Raw genomic sequence first — 21964 nt, forward strand, 5'->3', positions numbered from 1 at the left:
ATACTCGGGACCATGCCAGGCCCCAAACCCAACCACGAGATCTGGATGCGCCTGCAGCTCGACGACGGGGGCGGCCTGCCGCTCTACCAGCAGCTGCGGGAGCACGTGTTGCGCATGATCCGCTCGGGGCAGCTCGAGCCCGGCGGTGCACTCCCGGCCGAGCGGCTGCTCTCCGAGCTGCTGGGCGTCTCGCGCCTCACCGTGCGCAAGGCCTTCGACAGCCTGGTGGCCGAGGGGGTGCTCGTGCGCCGCCAGGGCTCGGGCACCTTCGTGGCCCGCCGCTTCGAGCAGCCGCTCTCGTTCCTCAGCGGCTTCAGCCAGGACATGCGCGCCCGCGGCATGGAGCCGGGCTCGCGCCAGGTGCGGCGGGTGCTGGGCCAGGCCACGCCGGAGGAGGCGCTGGCGCTCTCCCTCTCGCCCGGGGCCTCGGTGGCGCGGATCACCCGCGTCCGCACCGCCGACGGCCTGCCCATGGCCATCGAGTCGGCGGTGCTGCCGGCCGAGTTCGTCCCCGACCCCGAGGCCGTGGGCGACTCGCTCTACGCCTACCTCAAGGCGCGCGGCCTGCGGCCGGTGCGGGCGCTGCAGCGGCTGCGCGCGGTCGCCGCGCCCGAGGAGGAGGCGCGCCTGCTCGGGCTGGCCCCCGGGGACCCGGTGCTCTACATCCAGCGCGTCAGCTTCCTCTCCGGGGGCCGTCCGCTCGAGTTCACCCGCAGCCACTACCGCGGCGACCGTTACGACTTCGTCGCCGAACTGCGCGCCGAGCCGTGATCGTACTGGGCGTCATGAGCGGCACCAGCGCCGACGGCGCGGACCTCGCGCTGGTGCGGCTCGAGGGGCGGCCGCCCCGGCTGCGCTGGGAGCTGCTCGAGCGCCGGAGCGCCCCCTACCCCGAGGGCCTCTTCGCGCGGGTGCGCCAGGCCCAGCAGGACCGGGTGCTGGGTCCGCGCGACCTCGCCTGGCTGCACCACGACCTCGGCCGCTTCTACGCCGAGGCGGCCGCGCCCTTCCGGGGGCGCGCCGAGCTGGCGGCGCTCGCGGGGCAGACCGTCTGGCACGAACCGCCCGGCGTCACCTGGCAGCTGGGCGAGCCCAGCTGGCTGGCCGAGGCGCTGGGGGTTCCGGTGGTGCACGACTTCCGCCCCGCCGACCTGGCCGCCGGCGGCGAGGGCGCGCCGCTCGTGCCCTATCCCGACCTGCTCCTCTACGGCGAGGAGGGGGTGCGCCGCAGCGTCCACAACCTGGGGGGCATCTCGAACCTCACCTACCTGCCCGGCCGCGACCCCGCGGGGGTGCTCGCCTTCGACACCGGCCCCGGCAACTGCCTGATCGACGAGGCGGCGGCGCGCATGGGCGAGCGCTACGACGCGGGCGGCCGGATCGCCGCCGAGGGGCGGGTGGACGAGGCGTTGGTGGAGGTCTGGTTCAACCACGCCTACCTGCGCCGCCCCCCGCCCAAGTCGACCGGGCGCGAAGTCTGGCGGCTCGAGCGCCTGGCCTTCACCGACCGCCTCGAGGGCGCCGACCTGGTGGCCACGGTCACCGCCTTCACCGTGCGCACCGTCGTGGCCGCCTACCGCGACTTCGTCCTGCCCCGGGGGCTCGACGAGGTCTGGGTCGCCGGCGGCGGCGCCAGGAACCGCACCCTGATGGCCGGCCTCCGCGCCGGCCTGCCGGTGCCCGTGCGCACCTTCGACGAGGTGGGCCACGACCCCCTGGCGCGCGAGGCTTTGGCCTTCGCGGTTCTGGGCTACCTGCGCTGGCTGGGGCTGCCCAACGTGCTGCCCCACACCACCGGCGCCCGGCGCGCCGCGGTGGCGGGTCGGGTGACCCGGCCGGCGGTCTAGTTACTCCTTCCAGCCGCCGAAGAAGACGGTGACCAGCGGGCCCGTCTCCGGTTCTTCCTCCGCTTCCAGCGCGGCCAGGCGTTCGCGAAGCTGCCGGATCAGCTCGAAGACCTCCTTGGCCCGTTCTTCGGTGGTGCGGAAGAAGACCGCGCTCATCGTGCCCTCGGCCTTGCCCCGGGCGATCTTGTCCACGCCCGTCTTGAGGTGCTCCAGCAGGTGCTTGGCCGTATCCACCGTCGCGCTCGCGGAGCGGCCCGTCGCCTTGTAGACCTTGTGCTCGCCCTTCTGGCCCACGACCTGGACGAGGCCGTGGCGCTCGAGGCGGTCGAGGTCGCGCACGATGCGGGCGAGGGCGCGGCCCGTGGCGTCGGCGAGCGCGGGGGCGGTGAACTCGCCCTCGGTCAGCTTGTGCAGCACTTCGAGGGCGCCGGTGTCCAGAAAGACTTCGTTCCGTGCCATGGACGTCCTCCTCGATCCTGGGTTTCTTGTGGCGAGTATAAACCGATGAGGCGCCGGAGAGGGCGCGGCGGTATCTTGGAGCCATGAGCCGCGTACCTCCCGTCGACCGCGAATTTCTCGATCGTGCCCGCGCCCGTCAGGACCGCCTCACCAAGCCCCCCGGCTCCCTGGGGCGGCTCGAGGAGGCGGGCGTCCGCCTCGCGGCCATCCAGCGCACCGAAAGGCCCCGGCTGGGGCCGGGCGCGGTGGTGGTGGCCGCCGCCGACCACGGCGTGACCGCCGAGGGCGTCTCGGCCTACCCCGCCGAGGTGACCCCGCAGATGGTGCTGAACTTCCTGGCCGGGGGCGCGGCCATCAACCAGATCGCCCGGGCGGCCGGGGCCGAGGTCTACGTCCTCGACGTGGGGGTGAACGGCCCCGAGTTCCCGGCCCACGAGCGCCTGATCCCGGCGCGGGTGCGCCCGGGCACGGGCAACCTCGTCCGCGAGCCCGCCATGAGCCCGGCCGAGGCCATGGCCGCGTTGCAGGCGGGGGAGAACGCCGCCCGCCGGGCGGTCAGCGAGGGGGCCACCCTCCTGGCCGCGGGCGACATGGGCATCGGCAACACCACGGCCGCCGCCGCCCTGACCGCCGCCCTGCTGGGGCTTCCCGCGTCCGAGGTGACCGGCCGCGGCACCGGGGTGGACGATGCGGCCTACGCCCGCAAGCTGGCGGTGGTGGAGCGGGCGCTCGCGCGCGCCGCCGCCGAGCTTGGCGACCTGGCGAAGGCCGACCCCCTCGACGTCGCGGCCCAGCTGGGCGGGCTCGAGATCGTCGCGGCCGCCGGCGTCTTCCTGGCCGCGGCCGCCGCGGGCCTGCCCGTCGTCACCGACGGGTTCCCCGTCACCGCGGGGGCGCTCCTCGCCGCCCGGCTCGAGCCCAACCTGAAGGACTACCTCTTCGCCGGCCACCGTTCGGTGGAGCCGGGGCACGCACGGCAGCTGGAGGCGCTGGGGCTCGAGCCCCTGCTCGACCTGGAGTTGCGCCTGGGCGAGGGCACCGGCGCGGTGCTCGCCTTCCCGGTGCTGCGGGCCGCGGCCGCGGTGCTCGCGGGCATGGCCACCTTCGACGAGGCCGGGGTGAGCGAGGGCTAGGCCGGTATCGTGGGGTGATGAAGCGCCTGCGACCCTTCTGGTTCGCCCTGGGTTTCTTGACCACGCTTCCGGTTCCGCGCGCGGAGGGCGCAACTGCGGGGGAGCTGCGCCGCTCCGTCGCCTGGTACCCCCTCGTCGGCTGGGTCGTGGGCGCGGTCCTCGTGGCGACAGCCGCGCTGGCGCAGGCGTGGTCCCCGGGGCTGGCGGCGGCGCTGGTGCTCGCCGCGTGGCTGGCGGTCACGGGGATGCTCCACTTCGACGGCTTGCTCGACAGCGCCGACGCGCTCCTCGCGCCCCGCGCCCCCGCAGAGCGCCTGCGGATACTGGCGGACGTGCACCACGGCAGCTTTGCCCTGGGGGTGGGCGCGGTCTTCCTGATCCTCAAGTGGCAGGCGATCGCCGCGGGCCCGGGCCTCTGGGCGCTGGCGCTGGCGCCGGTGGCCGCGCGCACCTGGATCCTGCCGCTGCTCGGCTTCTTCCCTTCGGCGCGCCCCGGCGGCCTGGGCGCAAGCGCACGCGGCGGGTCGTGGGGTTGGGGGCTGCTCTTCGCCGCCCCCCTCGTGCTGCTGGCGCCCGGCCCGGCCGCCGCCGCGGGCGCGTGGACGTTGGGGTTCGCGTTCTGGTCCTCCCGCCGCCTGGGGGGCGGGCTCACGGGGGACGTTTACGGCGCCGCGGTCGAGACCACCGAGCTGGTCTTCCTCCTCGCCGCCCTGCTCTGGAGGGCGCCGGGAATGACGTTCGGATGACGCAGGGGCTTTATGTTGGCCTTCGGGACGCGGTATACTGAGTCTCGCAAGAAAAGGAGGTAGCATTATGAAGCGATTAGCAACGGTAGTCGGTCTCTCGGCGCTCCTCGGCTTTGCGTTTGCGGCCGAAAAGGTGCAGATCACCTTCTGGCACGCTTTCGGTGGCGGGCGTACGGCCTTCATCCAGCGCGCAGTCGAGGACTTCAACTACACCCACCCCGGCATTGAGGTCAAGGTCGAATACAAGGGCAGCTACCGCGACACGCTGAACGCGGCCATTTTGGCGGCCAAGCAGGGCAACGCGCCGCACATCGTCCAGATCTTCGAGGTCGGCAGCCAGCTCGCCCTCGACTCGGGCATCTTCGTCCCCATCGAGAACTACGTTCCCGCCGACCTGAAGTTCCAGCTCGACGACTACATCAAACCGGTGGCGAACTACTACCGCATCGGCGGTAAGTTCAACTCGATCCCCTGGAACTCCTCGAACCCGATCCTCTACTACAACAAGGACATCTTCAAGAAGGCCGGGCTCGACCCCGAGAACCCGCCCAAGACCTTCAACGAGGTGGCCCAGGCCTGCGAGAAGATCATCGCCAGCAAGGCCGCGCCCAAGTGCATCACCTGGCCGCTGCACTCGTGGTTCGTCGAGCAGTGGATCGCCGAGCAGGGCGCGCTGCTCGCCAACAACGAGAACGGCCGCGCCGCCCGCGCCACCGACGTCTACATCGACTCCGAGGCCATGAAGCGGATCATGAAGTGGTGGAAGGGCCTCTACGACAAGGGCTACTACACCTACACCGGTAAGCCCGAGGACTGGGACGGCGCCAACCAGCTCTTCGTGAGCCAGCAGGCGGCCATGGAGATCACCTCGACCTCCGACGTGACCTTCATGCAGAACGCCTCCTTCGAGAACGGCTTCGAGCTGGGCACCGGCTTCCTCCCCGTGCCCGACGGCGTCGAGCGCAACGGTACCGTCGTCGGCGGCGCCTCGCTGTGGCTGACCAAGGGGCACCCGCAGAAGGAGCAGGAAGCGGCCCTCACCTTCCTGCTGTGGTTCACCAACACCGAGAACATGGTGCGCTGGCACAAGGGCACGGGTTACTTCCCGGTGCTGAACACCTCGGTGAAGGTGCTCGAGTGGCAGAACTGGTTCGAGCGCAACCCCGCCTACCGCGCCGCGTTCGATCAGCTGCTGCAGTCGAAGGCCAACCGCGCCACCCAGGGCGCGCTGATCGGTCCCTTCCCTGAGATCCGCACGATCATCGAGAACATGGTCCAGGAGATCTTCCAGGGCAAGGACATCGCCAAGGCCCTCTCCGAGGCCGACGCGCAGGCCGACCAGGCGCTCAAGCGCTACAACGCTTCGGTCAAGAAGTAACCCCGTCGGGCCCGGCGCGATCGCGCCGGGCCCCACCTTCTTTTGTTTAAGGGACACAACAGGGAACGTATCAAATGGACACGCACGCCGCCTACAAAAGCCGTTGGTTGCCCTGGGTTCTGCTGCTTCCTTCCTTCGTCATCCTGATCCTCTTTCTCTACTACCCCACCATCGAGACCTTCGTGCTCTCGCTTTACCAGGTGGCGTTTTTGGGGCTTTCCAAGAGTTTCGTCGGGATCGAAAACTACAAGATCCTGTTCACCGACCCCGAGTACCTGCAGATCTTCAAGAACACGGTGATCTTCGCCTTCTTCGTCGTCATCTTCTCGATGGCGGTGGGGCTCGCGCTCAGCGTCCTGGCCAACCAGAAGGTTTCCGGCTGGCGCATCTACCGGCTGCTCCTGATCTGGCCTTACGCGCTCAGCCCCGCCGTCGCGGGCGTGATCTTCCTCTTCATGTTCAACCCCCAGTCGGGGATCGTGAACTACCTGCTCACGATCACGCTCGGCATCGCCCCCGACTGGTTGACGAACCCCACGCTGGCCATGGGCCTGCTGGTCTTCGTGGCCGTGTGGAAGAACGTGGGGTACAACGTCGTCTTCTACATCGCCGGGCTGCAGAACCTCCCTGGGGAGGTGCTCGAGGCCGCGCTCATCGACGGGGCCACCCCCTGGCAGCGGTTCTGGCGGGTGACCTTCCCGCTGCTCAGCCCCATGACCTTCTTCCTGCTCATTATCAACACCATCTACGCCTTCTTCGAGGCCTTCCCCTTCGTCGACCTGCTCACCAAGGGCGGGCCCAGCAACGCGACGAACATCCTCATCTTCAACATCTACCGCGACGGCTTCGAGTACTACAAGACCGGCATGGCGGCGGCGCAGTCGGTGATCCTCTTCATCGCCGTCGTCTTCCTGACCATCCTCCAGTTCCGCGTCGGCGAGGGCCGGGTCCACTACGGAGGCTAGCGTGAAGCGCAAACGCCTGAGCAACCTGATCGTTCACGTGCTGCTGATCTTCTCGGTGCTGGTGGTGGCGGCGCCCATCCTGCTGGCGTTCATCTTCTCGACCCAGACCCCGGCGCAGATCTTCAGTTACCCGCCCCGCTTCACCTTCGGCACCGCGATGCTCGAGAACTACTCGATCGCCTGGAACCAGTTCCATCTGGGCGTCTACATGAAGAACTCCTTCTACATCGCCATCGCCGTCACCGTCGGGAAGACGATCATCTCGTTCATGGCGGCGCTCGCCCTGGTCTACTTCCGTTTCCCGCTCAAGGGGGCGGTCTTCACCTTCATCCTGCTGACGCTGATGATGCCCACGGAGATCATGATCGTCGCGCTCTTCGACCTGGTCACCAAGCTGGGCTGGTCCAACTCCTACGCGGCGCTGATCGTGCCCTTCCTGGCCTCGGCGACGGGCACCTTCCTCTTCCGGCAGCAGTTCCTGCAGATCCCCACCAGCCTCGTCGACGCCGCCAAGATCGACGGCGCGGGGCCGCTGCGCTTCGCCTGGGCCATCCTGCTGCCCATGTCGCTCAACGTGGTGGCGGCGATGGCCGTGATCCAGTTCGTCTACATGTGGAACCAGTACCTCTGGCCGCTGATCATCATCCGCGAGGGCGACCGCCAGGTGGTGCAGGTGGGCCTGCGCATGATGACGAGCGGGCAGGACGCCACCAACTGGGGCATCGTCATGGCGGGGGCGATCATCGCCCTGCTTCCCGCCCTGGTCGTCTTCCTGCTGCTGCAGGAACAGTTCAGCCGCGGCTTCGCGCTCAGCCAGGAAAAGTAGCATGCCGACGCTGCCCTTCGCGAACCGCCGGCGCCCCGTCCTCCTGGGGCACCGCGGCCTGCCGACGCTCGCCGACGGCAACACCCGGGCCGCCTTCCTGGCGGCGGTGGACGCCGGTCTCGACGGGATCGAGACCGACGTGCAGCGCACCAAGGACGGGGTGCTGGTCATCCACCACGACTTCGTCGTGGGGTTGCGGTTGATCTCGGACATGACCTACGCCGAGCTGATCGAGCAGCGCCCCGAGATGATGACGCTCGAGCAGCTCTTCGAACTGCTCGAGCCCTACCCCGACTTCCTCCTCAACCTCGAGCTCAAGAGCATTCCCGGGCTCGAAGACGGGCGCGCCCACGAGCTCGCCGATGCGGTGGCCGGCTGGCCGGGTCGGCACCGCGTCTGGATCTCCTCCTACGACCCCGCGGCCCTCTTCAAGGTGCGCGACCACCGCCCAGAGATCCCTCTGGGCTACCTCTTCCGCGTCTACGACACCGGCCGCATGGCCGAGCTGCTGGGCATCGAGGCGGTGCACCCGCACTGGCAGCTCGTCACCCCCGCCCGGGTGGCCCGCTGGCACAAAAAGGGCATGGGGGTGGCCACCTGGACCGTCAACGACGCCAGCACAGCCCGCGAGCTCGCCGGCCTGGGCGTGGACGTGCTCATGGGCGACGACGCCGAAGTCCTCAAACAAGCGCGTTAAACGGCCTTTCCACGGAAAACGACCCGGGGTGCGTTATTGGTTTATCCTTGTTCCAAGGAGGAATACGTATGGAACCGGGTCCGGCGCTTTTCTTCGCCGCTCCGGCCGCGGCCGCCGGGTGGGCGCTGGGGCTGGCCCTGATTTAGTGGTGGCTCCGCTGGCTCCAGCGCCTCGACGTGGCCCAGGGGCAGGCGCCGGAGCCGGGAAGCGAGCGGCTCGCGTTGGCTTTCGTTCGGACCTTTTGGTGGGAAGCAGGCGCCCCGACCGAGTGGGCGGCGTGGACTTCGAGGAGGGAGGAAGCATGAACCTGGGAATCGGAGAGTTTCTTATCGTGCTCGCGCTATGGGGAGTCCTGATCTGGGCCTTTTTCGCGCTTATTCGCTGGGCCGTGCGCTCGGCGCTGCAGCAGTTCCTCGAGGCCAACCGGGAAGAGCTGGTGGAGATCGTTCGCAAGGCGGTGGCCGCGGACGCCGAACGTCAGGGCTGAGGCCGTGTACGTCCTTGCCCTGCTCATCCTGAATGGCCTGGTGACCTACGCGGTGGTCCGCGTGGGAGTCAGGGCGCTGCTCGCCGAAGAGCGCGAGCGCTGGCTATCGGAGTTGTAGGAGCCCTGCCGGTCGTCCGGAGGTGTCGATCCCCGGCCGGGCGAGCGGCCGCAGCTGCGGTAGCTGCGTGCGCCAGGGCCGCGCTCGAAAAAGGAAAGGAGGTTGGGAACGGAGATCGTCGCGGTCCTACTGAGCATAATCGTTTACTTATTCTTGATATGGCTTGCCTACGAGATCGTACGCCGCGCTGTAGTCGCCGCCATTCGCACCGTGCTGGAGGAGGATGGGCGACCGTGGGTTGATCGGCTCGCTCAGGCGATCGCCGGGCAGATGACGTCCGAGCGCAGGGAGGGATAGGGCGCTTTGCGGTCCTCGGCCGCGTGACTTGAGCCGCCTGGGGGGTGGCGCGCCGAAGGCGATCCGCCGGCCGGGCGGCGGATCGCTCAGGAAGCCGATGGCCGCACCAGGTGCTCGAGCCAGTTGGCGAACTCGAGCTGGCGGATCCGGTCGTCCAGCAGGGTCTCGTCCACCCCCAGCTTGCGGCGCAGGGCCTCGTCGTTCGGGTTCTGGAACAGCGCCTTCATCTCCGCGGCGTAGCGCAGCACGTCTTCCTCGTTTTCGAAGAAGCCTTCCTTCACCAGCGCCCCGGCGCGGGCGGCGATCAGGCGGGCGTTCTCCCAGAGGTCGAACTCGGGGTGGTACTGGGTGGCCCAGTAGGCGCCGTTTTCGTGCTCCACCGCCAGCGCCTGCACGCGGGTGTGCTCGCCGGTGGCCAGCAGCTCGGCGCCCGCGGGCAGCTCGGTCACGTGGTCGAGGTGCATCTCGATGCCCTGGAAGACCGGCGGCTTCCCCGCGGTGAGCGGGTGCTCGCGGCCCGCGGCGGTCAGCTCGATGCGCGGCGCGAAGCCCCACTCGCGCCCTTTGGGGTTGGCCTCCACCCGGCCGCCGGCGGCCACCGCCGCCATCTGCGCCCCCCAGCAGCTGCCGAACTGGGGCACGCCGGCCTCGAAGGCGCGGCGGGCGAAGGCGATCTGCCGGGCGACCTTTTCCTCGTGGGTGCGGTAGATGGTCTGGTCGGACCCGGTCCAGATGACGCCGTGGAAGCCGCGCACCTCGTCCAGGCTGGGCAGCGGGTTCTCCACGTCGGCGATGAAGAAGACCTGCGACTCCGAGCCGGGCGCGTAGCGGTCGAGCAGCCGCCGGTAAAGGTCGTGGGGGTGAGCGACGTCGGAGCGGTCGAAGTTATCCCGGCTTGCGCGCGGGTAACCGTTGACGATCAGGAAGTTCAGGGTCATGGCGTTTCCTTTCCGGCCGTGGCGCGGGCCAGCGGCACCAGGTCCTGCGGGAAGTCGGTGAAGAGGCCGCTCGCGCCGGCCTCGATGTAGGCTCTGGCTTCGCCTGTGTCGTTGACGGTGAAGAGGTTGACCTTCTTGCCCGCCGCCACCAGCTCGCGCACCTTCTCCGGCGGCGTCAGCGCCGCGCGGGCGTTGACCGTCGGGTAGTCCGCCACCGCGTCCCAGTCGATGGGCCGGTCGCGGTAGTAGCCGACCAGGGCCTGCACCTCCACCTCGGGCCGCAGGGCGCGTGCCTCCTCGAGCCAGCGGTGCTCGAACGAGGAGAGCCGCACCCGCTCGGGGGCGATGCCCACCCGGTCCATCACCTCGAAGAAGCGGGGCACGATGGGAAAGTCCTCGAGCGGCGCCGGCAGCCGCTTCAGCTCGATGTTCACGGTCCAGTCGTGGTCGCGGGTGAAGGCGAGCGCCTCCTCCACCGTGGGCACCTTGAGGCCCACGTAGGCGGCCTGGTCGGCGGGGCTTACCCGGCCGGCGGCGATCTGGCCGAAGGGGTCGTCGCGGTCGAACCAGCTGCCGGCGTCAAGGCGTTCGATCTCGGCGAAGGTGAACTCGGTGAAGGTCCAGGGGGCGCGGTCGGGGTAGACCTCGGGGGCGTTGGTGGTGCGCTTCAGGCTGTCGTCGTGGAAGAGGATGAGCACGCCGTCCGCGGTCACGCCCACGTCGGTCTCCCACAGGTCGGCTCCGGCCTCGAGGCCCTTTTCTGCGGCCGCCAGCGTGTTTTCGGGTGCGAGGCTGCGCGCGCCGCGGTGCGCGATGACGAGGGTGCGGTTCACGGGAACACGATACCGCAGGCGGCCGGGCTGGAGGAGCCCTTCGGCCACGGGGCCTGTGCGGCCCGATGTATATCTGACTTGCGGCCCGCTTGGCCGGAACCACGCAGTCTTAGAGTGCCCGAGCTGGCCGCAGCTGTCCGGACGAACCCCCCCGCGTCACCCCGGACGAGATTCAGGGTCTCGCCGTTGCCGCTACCGAAGGCGTTTGGTAACTCATGAGCTGGCGTCGAGGTTCCAGACCTGTCCCGGGCTGGGCTTAATGCGCTTGGTTCCTTCAGCGTGCTCTGCGAGGTTCCGGACCTGTGCCGGACTTGATCCGGGATTACGCAGGTCTTACGACCTGCTTGTCCGGAACGACGGGAGTTAGTTTCAGCGCGTTCTGTCCTTTCACCTTCTGCTACGTGTGCGCAACCTTTCATTTCGTCACCCCGGACGAGCGCAGCGAGATCCAGGGCCTGCCCTGAACTTGATTCAGGGGTCTCGCGGGCGACGCGAAGAACGCGCCAACCTGGGGCGCACGACGAGATCAGGGTCTCGACGGAACGGCGACCGGGGTCGCCGCGATTACGCTGCTTCGGCGGGACGCCCCTACGGGGAGCCGTGCTACGCCCCCGGACCGAAGAGCGGCGCGGGCATACGGCCGCGGGCCGGGACCTCGCCGCGCAGCCAGGCGAGCACCGCCTCGAGCGCTTCGGCGCGGAAACCGTAGCTGACGAGCGCCGGGGCGGGCACCCGCGCGGCGGCGAAGGGGTTCCACAGGGCCACGTGCAAATCGGGCCGCCAGCGCCAGCCAGCCGCCGGATACAGGCGGCGGCTGTTGGAGATGAGCAGCTTGAAACAGCCGTCCGTCGCGACCTCCAGCCCCGGAACCTCGGCGACGTCGCCCACGAAGACGGGTTCGACCCTCCAGTAACCCTCCAGCAGCCTGGCCAGCTCGGCCCCGCTGGCGCCGGCCTCGGAAACGCCGTCGCCGCTCGGGCGCGCCTGGGCCACCACCCGCAGGCAGGCGTCCTCCGGCGGCGGGGCGGGGTCGCCCACCGCGGTCAGGCCGCGGGTCCAGGCCGCTGCGAAGAGGCGGCGGTCGGCGGTCCGCTGCGCTTCACCGTAGTCCCCCAGCCCGGCCGGGAAGGCGCGGGCCAAGGCGGCGACGCGCCCGGCGCTGGCCTCCATCTGCCCCCGATCGAGTTCGCCGGCGTCGAGCGCGGTCTGAATGCGCGCCAGCGTCGCCGCCTGCAGCTCGAGGCCGCCCAGCGGCATCACCAGGTCGGCCCCGGCGGCGAGCGAACGCACCGCCGCCTCGGGCGCGCCCCAGCGGTCCGCGATGGCGCGCATGTTGAGCGCGTCGCTGACGACGACGCCGTCGTAGCCCATTTCCTCGCGCAACAGACCGGTGAGGATCCGCCGCGAGAGCGTCGCCGGCAGCTCGCCGTCGAGCTCGGGGTAGACGATGTGGGCGGTCATAAGGGCCGGGAGGCGGCCCGCCGCACGGGCGAAGGGCACGAGCTCGAGCCGCCGCAGATCGGCGAGGGGCTTTTCCACCACCGGCAGGCCCAGGTGCGAGTCCACCGTGGTGTCGCCGTGGCCGGGGAAGTGCTTGCCCGTCGTGGCCACGCCCTCTTGCACGTGCCCCTCGTGCCAGGCGAGCGCCAGCTCGCTGGCGCGCTCGGGGTCCGCCCCGAAGGAGCGCTCGGCGATCACCGGGTTCGCCGGGTTGGTGTTGAGGTCGAGCACCGGCGCGAAGTTGAGGTTGAAGCCGTAGGCGGCGAGCCCGCGAGCGGTGGCCGCACCCACGGCGCGGGCCAGTTCGGGGTCGTCCGCCGCGCCCAGGCTCATCCCCGGCGGGGGGCTGGGGAGGAAGGGCAGGCGCAGCACCGCGCCGCCCTCCTGATCGACGCTGATCAGGGCTTCGGGTCCCAGGACCTCCAGCAGATCGGCCACCAGCCGCCGGAGCTGCTCGGGCCCGGCGACGTTGTGGCGGAAGAGGATGACCCCGCCCACCCGGTAGCGCCGCCAGAGGGCGGCCAGTTCGGCGGGCAGCTCGGTGCCGGGAAGGCCGGTGATGACGAAGCGGCCGGCGTGCATGCCCAAACTCTACCGCAGGCGCAGGCCGGCCCCTCGGGGCGCGTTGGCAAAAACCCCGGAGCCCGGCTCCGGGGTCGGCGGAAGGTTTGCGGGATCAGGCCTCGACGGGGTGGTGGCCTCGAAGACCGGACCACGCTCATCAAGTCAGCGTGGCCCGTGTGGGAGAGCTCTTCGTCGGGCTGCTGTCCTGGGTCGAACCTGCGGTTGGGACGGCCGTCTCGATGGTGGACGGCAAGGTTGGCTCAGTTCGCGTTGTCCGTTGGCGTGAAGCCCGAAGGCGGTGTTCAACTTGAGGCCCGTCGTGGCTTCCGCAGTTTGCGCCCCGCCACCGCGATCCACAACCAAACTGCGAGAGGCGGGAAGCGCCGGGAACGTTTCTTGTCACCTGCACTCCCGGTTTGTTGCGATCTCCTTGCGATGTAGGAAACCCATGAGACGGGTGCCGAAGCCTGGGTTCTTGGGTCGATGGGGAGCGATCAGTCCCCGTCGAGGAGGCCCACCTCAAGGGCCCAGCGTGTCAGTGCAGCCCTGGAGCTTAGGCCCAGTTTCGAGGCGGCCCGCTCCCGGTACGTTGCCACCGTTTTCTCGCTCAACTCCAGGTCGGCGGCAATCTGCTTGTAGGTCATCCCCATGGCGATCCCCCGCACCACAGAGCGCTCGCGTTCCGTGAGGACCTCGGGCGTAGGCTCGGGCTTTTCCTGCCGGTGCTGGATCATGGCGTAGAGCAGATCCTGAGGTACGTAATGCTCGCCGCGGGCCAGGGCCTTGACCGCGTCCATCAGTTCGTACTCGATGCTGCTCTTGCCTAGGTAGCCGGATCCGCCCGCGGCGAGGAAACGCTCGGCGTATTCGGCCTCCTCGTGCATGGAAAGGGCGAGAAGCTTGAGGTTGGGGCGAACTTCCTTCAGTCGGCGGGCACAGGCGATGCCGTCGATGCCGGGGAGGGAAAGGTCGAGGATGGCGATGTCGGCTTCGCTGTCCGCTTTGGTGAGTTTGTCTAGCGCTTCCTCGCCCGAGATCGCTTCGCCTACGACCGTAACTTCCCCGGAGCGCTCGAGGATGTACCGAACTCCGGCGCGCACCACCGGGTGGTCGTCGACGAGAAAAACCCGAATCATGCCCTGACCTCCGCCGGGAGGGGGACACGGGCGTAGACCGACGTCCCCTTGCCCTCCGTGCTTTCAACGACCAGTTCACCCCCGGCCAGCTCGATGCGTTCACGCATGCCGATCAGGCCGCTGCTGCTCTCGCCCACCCGCCGGGGATCGAAGCCTATCCCGTCGTCTTCGACAACCAGCTGGACGTGGCGGTTGTGTTCCTTGAGCAGCACCGAAACGTGCCGCGCGCGGGCGTGGCGGACGACGTTGGTGAGCGCTTCTTGGGCGACCCGGTAGAGCACAGTCTCGAGTTCGGGCGGCAGCGGGTGGCTGCAATGCACGAAGACATCGCTCTCGATTTCCGCGAAGTCGGTCATCTCCTGGACCATCCGCTTAAGGGCGGCTTCAAGGCCCAGCTCGTCGAGGGCTGCGGGGCGCAACTCTCGGCCGATGCGGCGCACGTCGGAAAGCGTCGTCTCCACGAGGTGCTTTAGGGCATGCAGCGTTGGCGGCGCCGGTTCCAGCGCCTCGAGTCCCAGCCTGAGGGCGGTCAGCGACTGCCCTACCTGATCGTGCAGGTCTTTGGCTATGCGTCCTCGTTCCTCCTCCTGTGCCCTGAGTACCGCCTGGAGCAGACGGCGGCGTTCCAGCTCCTTTTCCCGAATGTGTTCGTGCACCCGCGCCCGCTCGAGCCCGTTCCTGAGGTAGTCGGCCACCGCCGCCAAGAAAGCTTCGCTGGCCGTGCCTCCCGAGAGCGCGAGCACGACCTCGTCGTTGATCCCGAGCGTTTGGAAGCCCTCAACGGGCCGGCCCAATTGCAGTTGCCGCAGCGCCGGGCACTCCGAGGGCGGAACCTTACACCCCACGCGTAGGAGGGAGCCTCTCTCGGTTGCGGGACTCAAGGCCTCGGCGCAGGAAAACCAGCGGGTTTCCACCAGCGTGTTCAGGGTGGCCCGGAGCATCTCCTGGGGGTCCAGCGTTTTGTTGAGGCGCTGACCCAGCAGGTTGAGGGTCCTCAGCTCGAGCGACCTCCGCCGGGCGGTTTCGGAGAATCGCTCCAGGGCCCTCCCAAGGACGCCCAGCTCGTCGTTCGGCACCGGGACCCGCGCGCGCTTGCCGTTTTCCAGGCTCTCCACCGCGGCGACCATGCCGCGTACCGGTGCGAGAAAAGCCTTGGTCATGCGCCCCGCTACCAGCGCGGCGGCAAGACCCCCCAGAAGCAGGGCCAGGGCAAGGTTGGCCAGGGTGCGGCGCACGCCGTTCAGCGCGACGTTTTCGTATACGCCGAGCCAGAGGCTGCCTGCCTGCCCTCCGAGCAGTTTGACCTGCCGCTGCCGCACCGTACCCGCTTCACTGGCGATTCGTTCCCGCTGCCCCAGTTCGAGGAGCGTGTTCGGGAAACCCCCGTCGAAGGTATGGGTAAGCAGGCTGCCGCCGGGGCTCAGCAGGTAGGCGTAGGCCAAGTCGGGATGCTGCCGTTGGGCGCGTTTGAGGATGCGCCGCACCGTGTAGAGGTCGTTCATCAGCACGTAGTCGGTGAGCTCGCCGGCCAGGCTCTTCGACAGGCCTTCGATGCGAGCGTCGAGCGCATGGTTGGCCTGATCGCTGAGGATGACGTAAGCGGAAAGCCACAGGCCGCCCCCTACGATGGCAAAGGTAACCGCGACGATCCCTAGGAGCTTGGTGCGCAGGCTGACGTTACGGCGCGGCATGTTGCTCCTCCAGGAACTGCGCCCAGACCCGCCGGTAGGGTGCAGAGTCCGTGGGTGTGAACCGGGCGATGTGCAGGGGGCTCAACAGGCTGTTGTCGAGCGAGGTGAGGGCTGCGAGCAGGCCGCGCACCTGCGTTTCAGGTAGATCGGAGCGTACGACCAAAGGCGGGGGTGGATCCTCGGGGCTTTCCCAGAACACCCGCAACTCCCGCCCGAGCCCAGGGTCTTCTTTGAGGAGGCCGAAGTACACGATTCCATCAACCGCTGCGGCGTCGACGAACCCGTCGAGCAACGCGCGAATGGAACGGTCGTGTGAATAGGTGAAGACGGTTTGCGAGAAAAAGGTACGGGCGTCCACGCCCCGGTTCCGGAAGAACCGCTGTGGCCAGGCGAAACCGGTGTTGGAAAGCGGGTCCACGAAGGCGAAGCGGTGATTCGCCAGGTCCTCAAGCCTTTGCACCTGCATCGCGGTGCGGGTGAGGATCACCGAGCGGTAGGGGGCGTATTCATAGGGGACCCCGGCGGCGACGGCGCGCAGGTAGCCTTCGGAAACGCCTTTCCCTGCCGCCAGCGTGCAGAGGAACCCCACCTGCGCCGTGCCCTCCCGCAGCAGCTCGAGCACGTCGGAGTAGGTGCGGCGCTGAAGGACCACCACGTCGCGCCCTAGTTTTTCGGCCAGCGCGCCGGCGAGGCGGCGGTAGGGTTCCGAAGCCCGGGGCGAGAGCATCCCAGCCACCGCCACGACCAGCGCCTCCCCGCTGTCGGGAACGCGCACCTCGGGAACGGAGGGATCGAGCTCTCCCAGCCGGACGCTCGGGAGTTGCGGAGAGCACCCCGCCAGGACCAGCAGGAAGAGAACAGCGATTCGGCGCATCTTTCCTCTATCCTAGCCGACCCGTGGAATCGTCACCGGGAGGGACGTCCTGCCGCGATGTAGGAGTTTGAACCACAAATCGACTGGGACAAACCTCCCAGGCAACGTGGGAAGCCGACGGACCCGCGCGTCCGTGACCCCGCCTAGGGTGAGGGCAAGAAAGGGGGAAAGCTATGGCCAACCACGAGGACCGACGCGATTTTTTAGAGAAGGTGGCCTCTGCCGTTTTCGCCGGCATGGTGCTTGGCGGGGCGAAGGTCGAGGCGCAGCGTCCCGACAGCGGTGTCGAACCGACGCCGCCACCGCCCTTCAAGATTGGTGCGGAGGCCCAGGAGGACGTGCTGCTGCGCATGCAGCGCGACCTGCAACGGGCGCTTACGAAACCAATCGATCAGCGCAGGTGGGGTATGGTCATCGACACCCGCAAGTGCGTGGGCTGCCATGCCTGCACCGTAGGGTGCGTGATGGAGAACAAGCTTCCGCCCGGCGTGGTTTACCGCCCCGTCATCGACATGGAGGTCGGCGAGTATCCGAACGTGGACCGCAGGTTCCTGCCGCGGCCCTGCATGCAGTGCGACAAACCGCCGTGCGTGCCCGTATGTCCAGTGGGAGCGACCTGGAAGCGCAAGGACGGCATCGTCGAGATCGACTACGACGCTTGCATTGGCTGCCGTTACTGCATCACCGCCTGCCCTTACAGTGCCCGCACCTTCGATTTCGGCGAAAACTGGACCGACGCCGCCGCTGCCGGAAAGGACGGTCCGCTGGCGCTGGAGACGGGTCGCATCTACGAGGAGCTGCCCAACTTCGAATACGGAGAGACCTGGGAGCGTGGCGAGGGCATAATCCCGCAAAGCCCGGTGGGCAATGCCCGCAAGTGCACCTTCTGCATTCACCGCGTCGAGAAAGGCGTACTGCCCATGTGCGCGACCACCTGCATCGGCCGCGCCACCTTTTTTGGCGACTTCAACGATCCCGAATCGCTGGTTTCCGAGCTGATCGCGCGCAACAACGCCGTTCGGCTCAAAGAAGAGCTGGGTACGGAGCCGAAGGTCTACTACCTGGTCTAGAGGAGGCGGTCATGGTACAGAAGAAATACCCTTACGGATGGTTGTCGGTGGTGGGCTGGGTAGCCTGGCTGGCCCTAGCCGTGTTCGGTGGGTGGGGCCTGATCGATCGGTTCCTCTACGGCCACCGGCTGGCGGACTACAGTTCGTACGTGCCCTGGGGGCACTGGGTGGCGGCCTACATCTACTTCATCGGGCTTTCCGCCGGCGCTTTCCTGCTTTCCAGCCTGGTCTACGTTTTCGGGGTGAGGCAGCTCGAGCGCATCGCCAAGCTTTCGCTGTTCACGGCGATCGTCACCCTGCTTATGGCGCTGGTCACGATCTGGTTCGACCTGGGGCACCTCGAACGCTTCTTCTACGTCTTCACCCGCCCCAACTTCCACTCCATGATGGCTTGGATGGTCTGGTTGTACACGGCCTACTTCATTCTGCTTGTGGTCGAGCTCTACTACGCGATCCGAAAGGACGCCGTCAGCGACACCGGGCTCAAGGCGCGCTACCAGCGTTACCTCACCTGGTTGGGCGGGGTCGGCATTCCGCTGGCGGTTGCGTTTCACGGCGGGGTTGGCGCCCTCTTCGCCACCGTCATCGCCCGTGACCTTTGGCATACGCCGATCTACCCAATTCTTTTCCTCACCGGCGCGCTGCTCTCGGGCGGGGCGTTGATGACCGTGGTGGTCGCGTACTTCTGGCCCAACCGCTCCCCCGCCTGGCGGGAAACGGTGACCTACCTGGGCAAGGTGGTGCTGGGCCTGCTGCTGCTCGATGCGCTGCTCGAGTGGGCCGAGTACTCCATCCCGATGTGGTACGGCATCGGCGCCGAGTACGACAAGCTCATGTACGTCCTTTTCGGCCCGTTCTGGTGGAACTTCTGGATCGTGCACGTGCTGCTTGGCGTGTTGGTTCCGCTGGTCCTGCTGGTGGGGTACCGGAAGCCTTGGGGAATCGCCCTGGCCAGCCTGTTGATTACCGTGACCTTCTTCGCGGTGCGCCTGAACTTGGTCATCCCCGGACTCGTCTTCCCCGAGCTCAGGGGGCTCGAGCGCAGCTACACCGACCCCGTTCCCCCGGTGAACCGTCTGAGCTTCGACTACCTGCCCTCGGTCTTCGAATGGCAGATCTTCTTCGGCGTGATCGCCATGGGGATCGCGCTCTTCTACATCGGCTACCGCTGGTTGGCGCTCGTAACCGACAAGGAGGTGGCATGAAATGAAAGTCAACCGCAGGGATCTTTTGAAAGCGGGTGCGGTTTCCGGGGCCGGCGCGCTGCTGGGCGCCGAGGGGCTCCGGCTGATGAACCGCGCCATGGCCCAGGGCGAGGGTACTTACCCGCTGGTGGAGCCGGAGAACATCATCTACGGTCTTTGCCTGCAATGCCATACCGAGTGCACCTTGAAGATCAAGCTGCAGGACGGTGTGGTTTCCAAGATCGACGGGAACCCCTTCAGCCCGGGCAACATGCAGCCGCAACTCGACTACGCCACCTCGCCCCGGCAAGCGGCGAAGGTGGACGGTTCGATCTGCCCCAAGGGGCAGGCCGGGGTGCAGACGCAGTACGACCCCTACCGAATTCGTAAGGTGCTCAAACGCGCCGGCCCCCGGGGTAGCGGCAAATGGAAGGCGATCCCGTTCGACCAGGCCATCGACGAGATCGTGAGCGGCGGCAAACTCTTCGCCGACATTGGTGACGATCGGGTCTACCCGGGTTTCAAGGACGTCTTCAAGCTCCAGGACGCCCGGCTCGCCAAAGAATTGGCCGCCGACGTCGCCGCGATTCGCGCCGGCCGGATGACGGTCCAGGAGTTCAAGCGGAAGCACAGCGCCCACCTGGACCTGCTCATCGACCCGGACCACCCCGACCTCGGTCCCAAGAACAATCAGTTCGTCTTCATGGCCGGTCGCATCGAGCACGGGCGCAAGGAATATGCCAAGCGGTTTACCTTTGGCGGCCTGGGCTCGATCAATTGGTACGCCCACACCACCATCTGCGAGCAGGCCCACCACGTCGCCTACAAGTACGCCACCGCTCAGTGGGTCGAAAAACTCGGCAAATACAGCTGGAAGAAGGGCAAGGATCACATGAAGCCCGACTTCGAGGGCGCCGAGTTCGTGATCTTCTGGGGTACCGGTTTCGCCGAAGCCAACTTCGGACCCCCGCCGATGACGCCGCAGGTCACCCAGGCGTCCACCGACGGCAAGCTCAAGTACGCCGTGATCGACCCCCGCCTTTCCAAGTCGGCGGCGCACGGCTGGTGGATTCCGGTCAAGCCGGGCGGCGACCTGGCCCTGGCGCTCGGTATGATCCGCTGGATCATCGAAAACCGGCGTTACGATGCCGCCTTCCTGAGGAACGCCAACAAGGCGGCGGCGACCGCCGACGGCGAGAAGAGCTGGAGCAACGCGACTTGGCTCGTCAATCCCGAGACCGGCCGTTTCATTCGCGCCAGCGAGCTTGGTCTGGGTGGAGAAGGTGAGTTCGTGGTTCTCGCCTCCGGCCGGCCGGTGGCGGTGGATCCGTACGACACCGAACAACCGGTGACGGGAGACCTCGAAGTCGACACCAGGATCGGCGGCTTGCCCGCCAAGTCCGCCTTCCTGGTGTTGAAGGAGGAAGTCTTCAAGCATGACCTCGACTTCTACGCCCGGGAGGCCGGCCTGGAGAAGGCGACCATCGTCGACCTGGCCCGTGAGTTCACCAGCCACGGCAAGCGGGCGGCGATCGACTTCTACCGCGGCCCCATCAAGTTCACCTACGGGTACTACGCCGCGCAAGCGATCATCCATCTGAACCTGCTCATCGGCAACATCGATCACAAGGGCGGCTTGGTCGTCGGCGGCGGCAAGTACAACGCCATGGGCGGCGTCTTCGACCTCAAGAAGATGCACACCGGTGCCCTCACCCCGTTCGGCGTCAAGAGCAACCGCGAGGCGAGCGGCCCCTACGAGACCAGCACCCTCTTCAAGCGCGACGGCTACCCCGCCAAGCGGCCCTGGTTCCCCTTTACCGACGACGTCTACCAAGAAATCGTGCCCTCTGCGGCGTCGGGTTATCCGTACCCGATCAAGATCCTCTGGTTGCACAAGGGTACCCCGGTGCTCGCGACCCCGGCCGGCCACCTGCAGATCGACATGCTGAAAGATCCCGACAAGATTCCGCTCTATATTGCCGACGACATCGTCATTGGGGAGACGAGCATGTATGCCGACTACGTCTTCCCGGATCTGACCTACCTGGAGCGTTGGGCCTTCGAGGGGTTCAGTCCGGCGATCAAGGTAAAGAGCTGGAAGTTGCGTCAGCCGGCCGCGGCTCCGGTACCCGAGATCGTCGAGATCGACGGGGAGGCGATGCCCATCAGCATGGAGTCGGTGATGCTGGCCATCGCCAAGAAGCTGCGTGCGCCCGGTTACGGCAAAGACGGCTTCGCCACCAGTTGGGACTTCAACCGCCCCGAGGACTATTACCTCAAGATGGTCGCCAACGTGGCGATGCAGGATCCGCCGGTCCCCGCGGCGCCGGACGCCGAGGTCGAATTGCTGCGTAAGGCGCGGCGTCACCTTCCCAAGGCCGTCTTCGACGAGAACAAGTGGCGCAGGGCCGTCGGCGGCGGCGTGTGGCGCCAGGTGGTGACGGTGCTGAACCGTGGCGGCCGGTTCGAGGCCTGGGACAAGGCCTACGCGCCGGACGGCGAGTTCGTGGCCCACACCTGGTCCAAGCTGATGAACCTTTACGCCGAGCCCGTCGGCACGGGGGTGCACTCGGTGACCGCGAAGCGCCTCTCCGGCGTGCCCCGGTTCGAGCGGATGACCGGTTTCGACGGCACGGAGATCGAATTCCCCTCCGAATACGATTTGAAGCTCTTCACCTACAAGGAGATCTACGGTGGCCAGTCGCGCACCTCGGGCAACTACGCCGCCCAACAGGCGATCCAGCCCGAAAACTTCGTGCACGTCAGCGCCAAGGACGCCGAGCGACTTGGTCTCCGGGACGGTGACGTGGTGCAGGTGCGCTCCCCCGATTTCGAGGGGGTTTTCGAGGTGGCGCCCGGTCGGCGCGAGCGCGTCGAGGGCAAGGTGCGGGTCAGCCAGGGGATTCGTCCCGGTTCCGTGGCCATCTCCTGGCATTACGGGCATTGGGCTTACGGGTCCAGCGACGTCGAGATCGACGGTACGACCGTGCCGGGCGATTCCACCCGGAGCCGGGGCTTGGTGCCCAACCCGGCGATGGCCGTGGACCCCTACCTCAAGGACGTCTGCCTCACCGATCCCATCGCCGGCGATTCGGCCTACGGCGGGACCTACGTCAAGCTCGTCAAGATCAAGCGCGTCGGTGTGGGCGGGGCGGGCCGGAATTCGCAAGCGACCGCCGTGGAGGAAGCGGCACGTGCGCTGTTCGGCAACTCTTAGAGGG

Annotated in this window: 19 protein-coding genes; 12 read left to right on the top strand and 7 right to left on the bottom strand. The window is 67.8% G+C overall.

Going from position 1 to position 21964, the window contains the following annotated elements:
* Positions 1 to 12: 12 nt before the first annotated feature.
* Both OCEPR_RS02040 and OCEPR_RS02045 read left to right on the top strand, forming a co-directional pair.
* Complete coding sequence (locus tag OCEPR_RS02040; protein WP_013457043.1) at positions 13 to 771, top strand: GntR family transcriptional regulator; 759 nt, start codon at positions 13 to 15, stop codon at positions 769 to 771.
* The gene (locus OCEPR_RS02045) at positions 768 to 1847 is read left to right on the top strand and encodes an anhydro-N-acetylmuramic acid kinase (RefSeq protein WP_013457044.1); all 1080 of its coding nucleotides are present in this window, start codon (positions 768 to 770) and stop codon (positions 1845 to 1847) included. The genes OCEPR_RS02040 and OCEPR_RS02045 overlap by 4 nt, the downstream gene beginning before the upstream one ends.
* On the opposite strand, the gene OCEPR_RS02050 is transcribed toward OCEPR_RS02045, so the two are convergent.
* The gene (locus OCEPR_RS02050; RefSeq protein WP_013457045.1) at positions 1848 to 2306 is read right to left on the bottom strand and encodes a helix-turn-helix domain-containing protein; all 459 of its coding nucleotides are present in this window, start codon (positions 2304 to 2306) and stop codon (positions 1848 to 1850) included.
* A gap of 83 nt (positions 2307 to 2389) precedes the next feature.
* Between OCEPR_RS02050 and cobT the strand changes: the two genes are divergently transcribed.
* The 7 genes from cobT (at position 2390) to OCEPR_RS02085 (ending at position 8538) form a co-directional block, all read left to right on the top strand.
* On the top strand, positions 2390 to 3439 hold the full coding sequence (gene cobT / locus OCEPR_RS02055; protein ID WP_013457046.1) for a nicotinate-nucleotide--dimethylbenzimidazole phosphoribosyltransferase: 1050 nt from the start codon (positions 2390 to 2392) through the stop codon (positions 3437 to 3439).
* 17 nt (positions 3440 to 3456) lie between these two features.
* The gene (locus OCEPR_RS02060; protein WP_013457047.1) at positions 3457 to 4185 is read left to right on the top strand and encodes an adenosylcobinamide-GDP ribazoletransferase; all 729 of its coding nucleotides are present in this window, start codon (positions 3457 to 3459) and stop codon (positions 4183 to 4185) included.
* Between the two features lie 67 nt (positions 4186 to 4252).
* Complete coding sequence (locus OCEPR_RS02065; protein ID WP_013457048.1) at positions 4253 to 5563, top strand: ABC transporter substrate-binding protein; 1311 nt, start codon at positions 4253 to 4255, stop codon at positions 5561 to 5563.
* Positions 5564 to 5670: 107 nt separating this feature from the next.
* Positions 5671 to 6528 carry a carbohydrate ABC transporter permease gene (locus OCEPR_RS02070; protein ID WP_245544467.1) on the top strand — a complete coding sequence of 286 codons (858 nt, stop codon included), beginning with the start codon at positions 5671 to 5673 and terminating at the stop codon, positions 6526 to 6528.
* A gap of 1 nt (position 6529) precedes the next feature.
* Positions 6530 to 7354 carry a carbohydrate ABC transporter permease gene (locus OCEPR_RS02075; protein WP_013457050.1) on the top strand — a complete coding sequence of 275 codons (825 nt, stop codon included), beginning with the start codon at positions 6530 to 6532 and terminating at the stop codon, positions 7352 to 7354.
* A 1-nt stretch (position 7355) separates the two neighbouring features.
* Positions 7356 to 8051 carry a glycerophosphodiester phosphodiesterase gene (locus OCEPR_RS02080; protein ID WP_013457051.1) on the top strand — a complete coding sequence of 232 codons (696 nt, stop codon included), beginning with the start codon at positions 7356 to 7358 and terminating at the stop codon, positions 8049 to 8051.
* A 301-nt stretch (positions 8052 to 8352) separates the two neighbouring features.
* Complete coding sequence (locus OCEPR_RS02085; protein WP_013457052.1) at positions 8353 to 8538, top strand: hypothetical protein; 186 nt, start codon at positions 8353 to 8355, stop codon at positions 8536 to 8538.
* A gap of 501 nt (positions 8539 to 9039) precedes the next feature.
* Here the strand turns inward: OCEPR_RS02085 and OCEPR_RS02095 are convergent.
* The 6 genes from OCEPR_RS02095 to OCEPR_RS02120 form a co-directional block, all read right to left on the bottom strand.
* Positions 9040 to 9891 (bottom strand): type 1 glutamine amidotransferase, encoded by an 852-nt coding sequence (locus tag OCEPR_RS02095; protein ID WP_013457054.1) that lies wholly within the window; start codon positions 9889 to 9891, stop codon positions 9040 to 9042.
* On the bottom strand, positions 9888 to 10724 hold the full coding sequence (locus OCEPR_RS02100) for a glycerophosphodiester phosphodiesterase (RefSeq protein ID WP_049773473.1): 837 nt from the start codon (positions 10722 to 10724) through the stop codon (positions 9888 to 9890). The genes OCEPR_RS02095 and OCEPR_RS02100 overlap by 4 nt, the downstream gene beginning before the upstream one ends.
* A gap of 603 nt (positions 10725 to 11327) precedes the next feature.
* The gene (nagZ, locus tag OCEPR_RS02105) at positions 11328 to 12806 is read right to left on the bottom strand and encodes a beta-N-acetylhexosaminidase (RefSeq protein ID WP_013457056.1); all 1479 of its coding nucleotides are present in this window, start codon (positions 12804 to 12806) and stop codon (positions 11328 to 11330) included.
* Positions 12807 to 13282: 476 nt separating this feature from the next.
* Entirely contained in the window at positions 13283 to 13924 is a 642-nt protein-coding gene (locus OCEPR_RS02110; RefSeq protein WP_013457057.1) for a response regulator, read from the bottom strand.
* The gene (locus tag OCEPR_RS12180) at positions 13921 to 15615 is read right to left on the bottom strand and encodes a sensor histidine kinase (protein ID WP_013457058.1); all 1695 of its coding nucleotides are present in this window, start codon (positions 15613 to 15615) and stop codon (positions 13921 to 13923) included. Before OCEPR_RS12180 ends, OCEPR_RS02110 begins: the two co-directional genes overlap by 4 nt.
* The gene (locus tag OCEPR_RS02120; protein ID WP_013457059.1) at positions 15602 to 16489 is read right to left on the bottom strand and encodes a PhnD/SsuA/transferrin family substrate-binding protein; all 888 of its coding nucleotides are present in this window, start codon (positions 16487 to 16489) and stop codon (positions 15602 to 15604) included. The genes OCEPR_RS12180 and OCEPR_RS02120 overlap by 14 nt, the downstream gene beginning before the upstream one ends.
* Before the next feature lie 173 nt (positions 16490 to 16662).
* On the opposite strand from OCEPR_RS02120, the gene OCEPR_RS02125 reads away from it, so the two are divergent.
* The 3 genes from OCEPR_RS02125 to OCEPR_RS02135 are packed head-to-tail and all read left to right on the top strand — an operon-like array spanning position 16663 to position 21960.
* Positions 16663 to 17559: a 4Fe-4S dicluster domain-containing protein gene (locus OCEPR_RS02125; RefSeq protein ID WP_013457060.1), complete on the top strand. Its 897-nt coding sequence runs from the start codon at positions 16663 to 16665 to the stop codon at positions 17557 to 17559.
* Positions 17560 to 17570: 11 nt separating this feature from the next.
* Positions 17571 to 18764 carry an NrfD/PsrC family molybdoenzyme membrane anchor subunit gene (gene nrfD, locus OCEPR_RS02130; RefSeq protein ID WP_013457061.1) on the top strand — a complete coding sequence of 398 codons (1194 nt, stop codon included), beginning with the start codon at positions 17571 to 17573 and terminating at the stop codon, positions 18762 to 18764.
* Position 18765: 1 nt separating this feature from the next.
* Positions 18766 to 21960 (top strand): molybdopterin-dependent oxidoreductase, encoded by a 3195-nt coding sequence (locus OCEPR_RS02135; RefSeq protein ID WP_013457062.1) that lies wholly within the window; start codon positions 18766 to 18768, stop codon positions 21958 to 21960.
* The last annotated feature ends 4 nt before the right edge of the window (positions 21961 to 21964 follow it).

It is taken from the genome of Oceanithermus profundus DSM 14977 (genome assembly GCF_000183745.1).
GTDB classification, from domain to species: Bacteria; Deinococcota; Deinococci; order Deinococcales; family Marinithermaceae; genus Oceanithermus; species Oceanithermus profundus.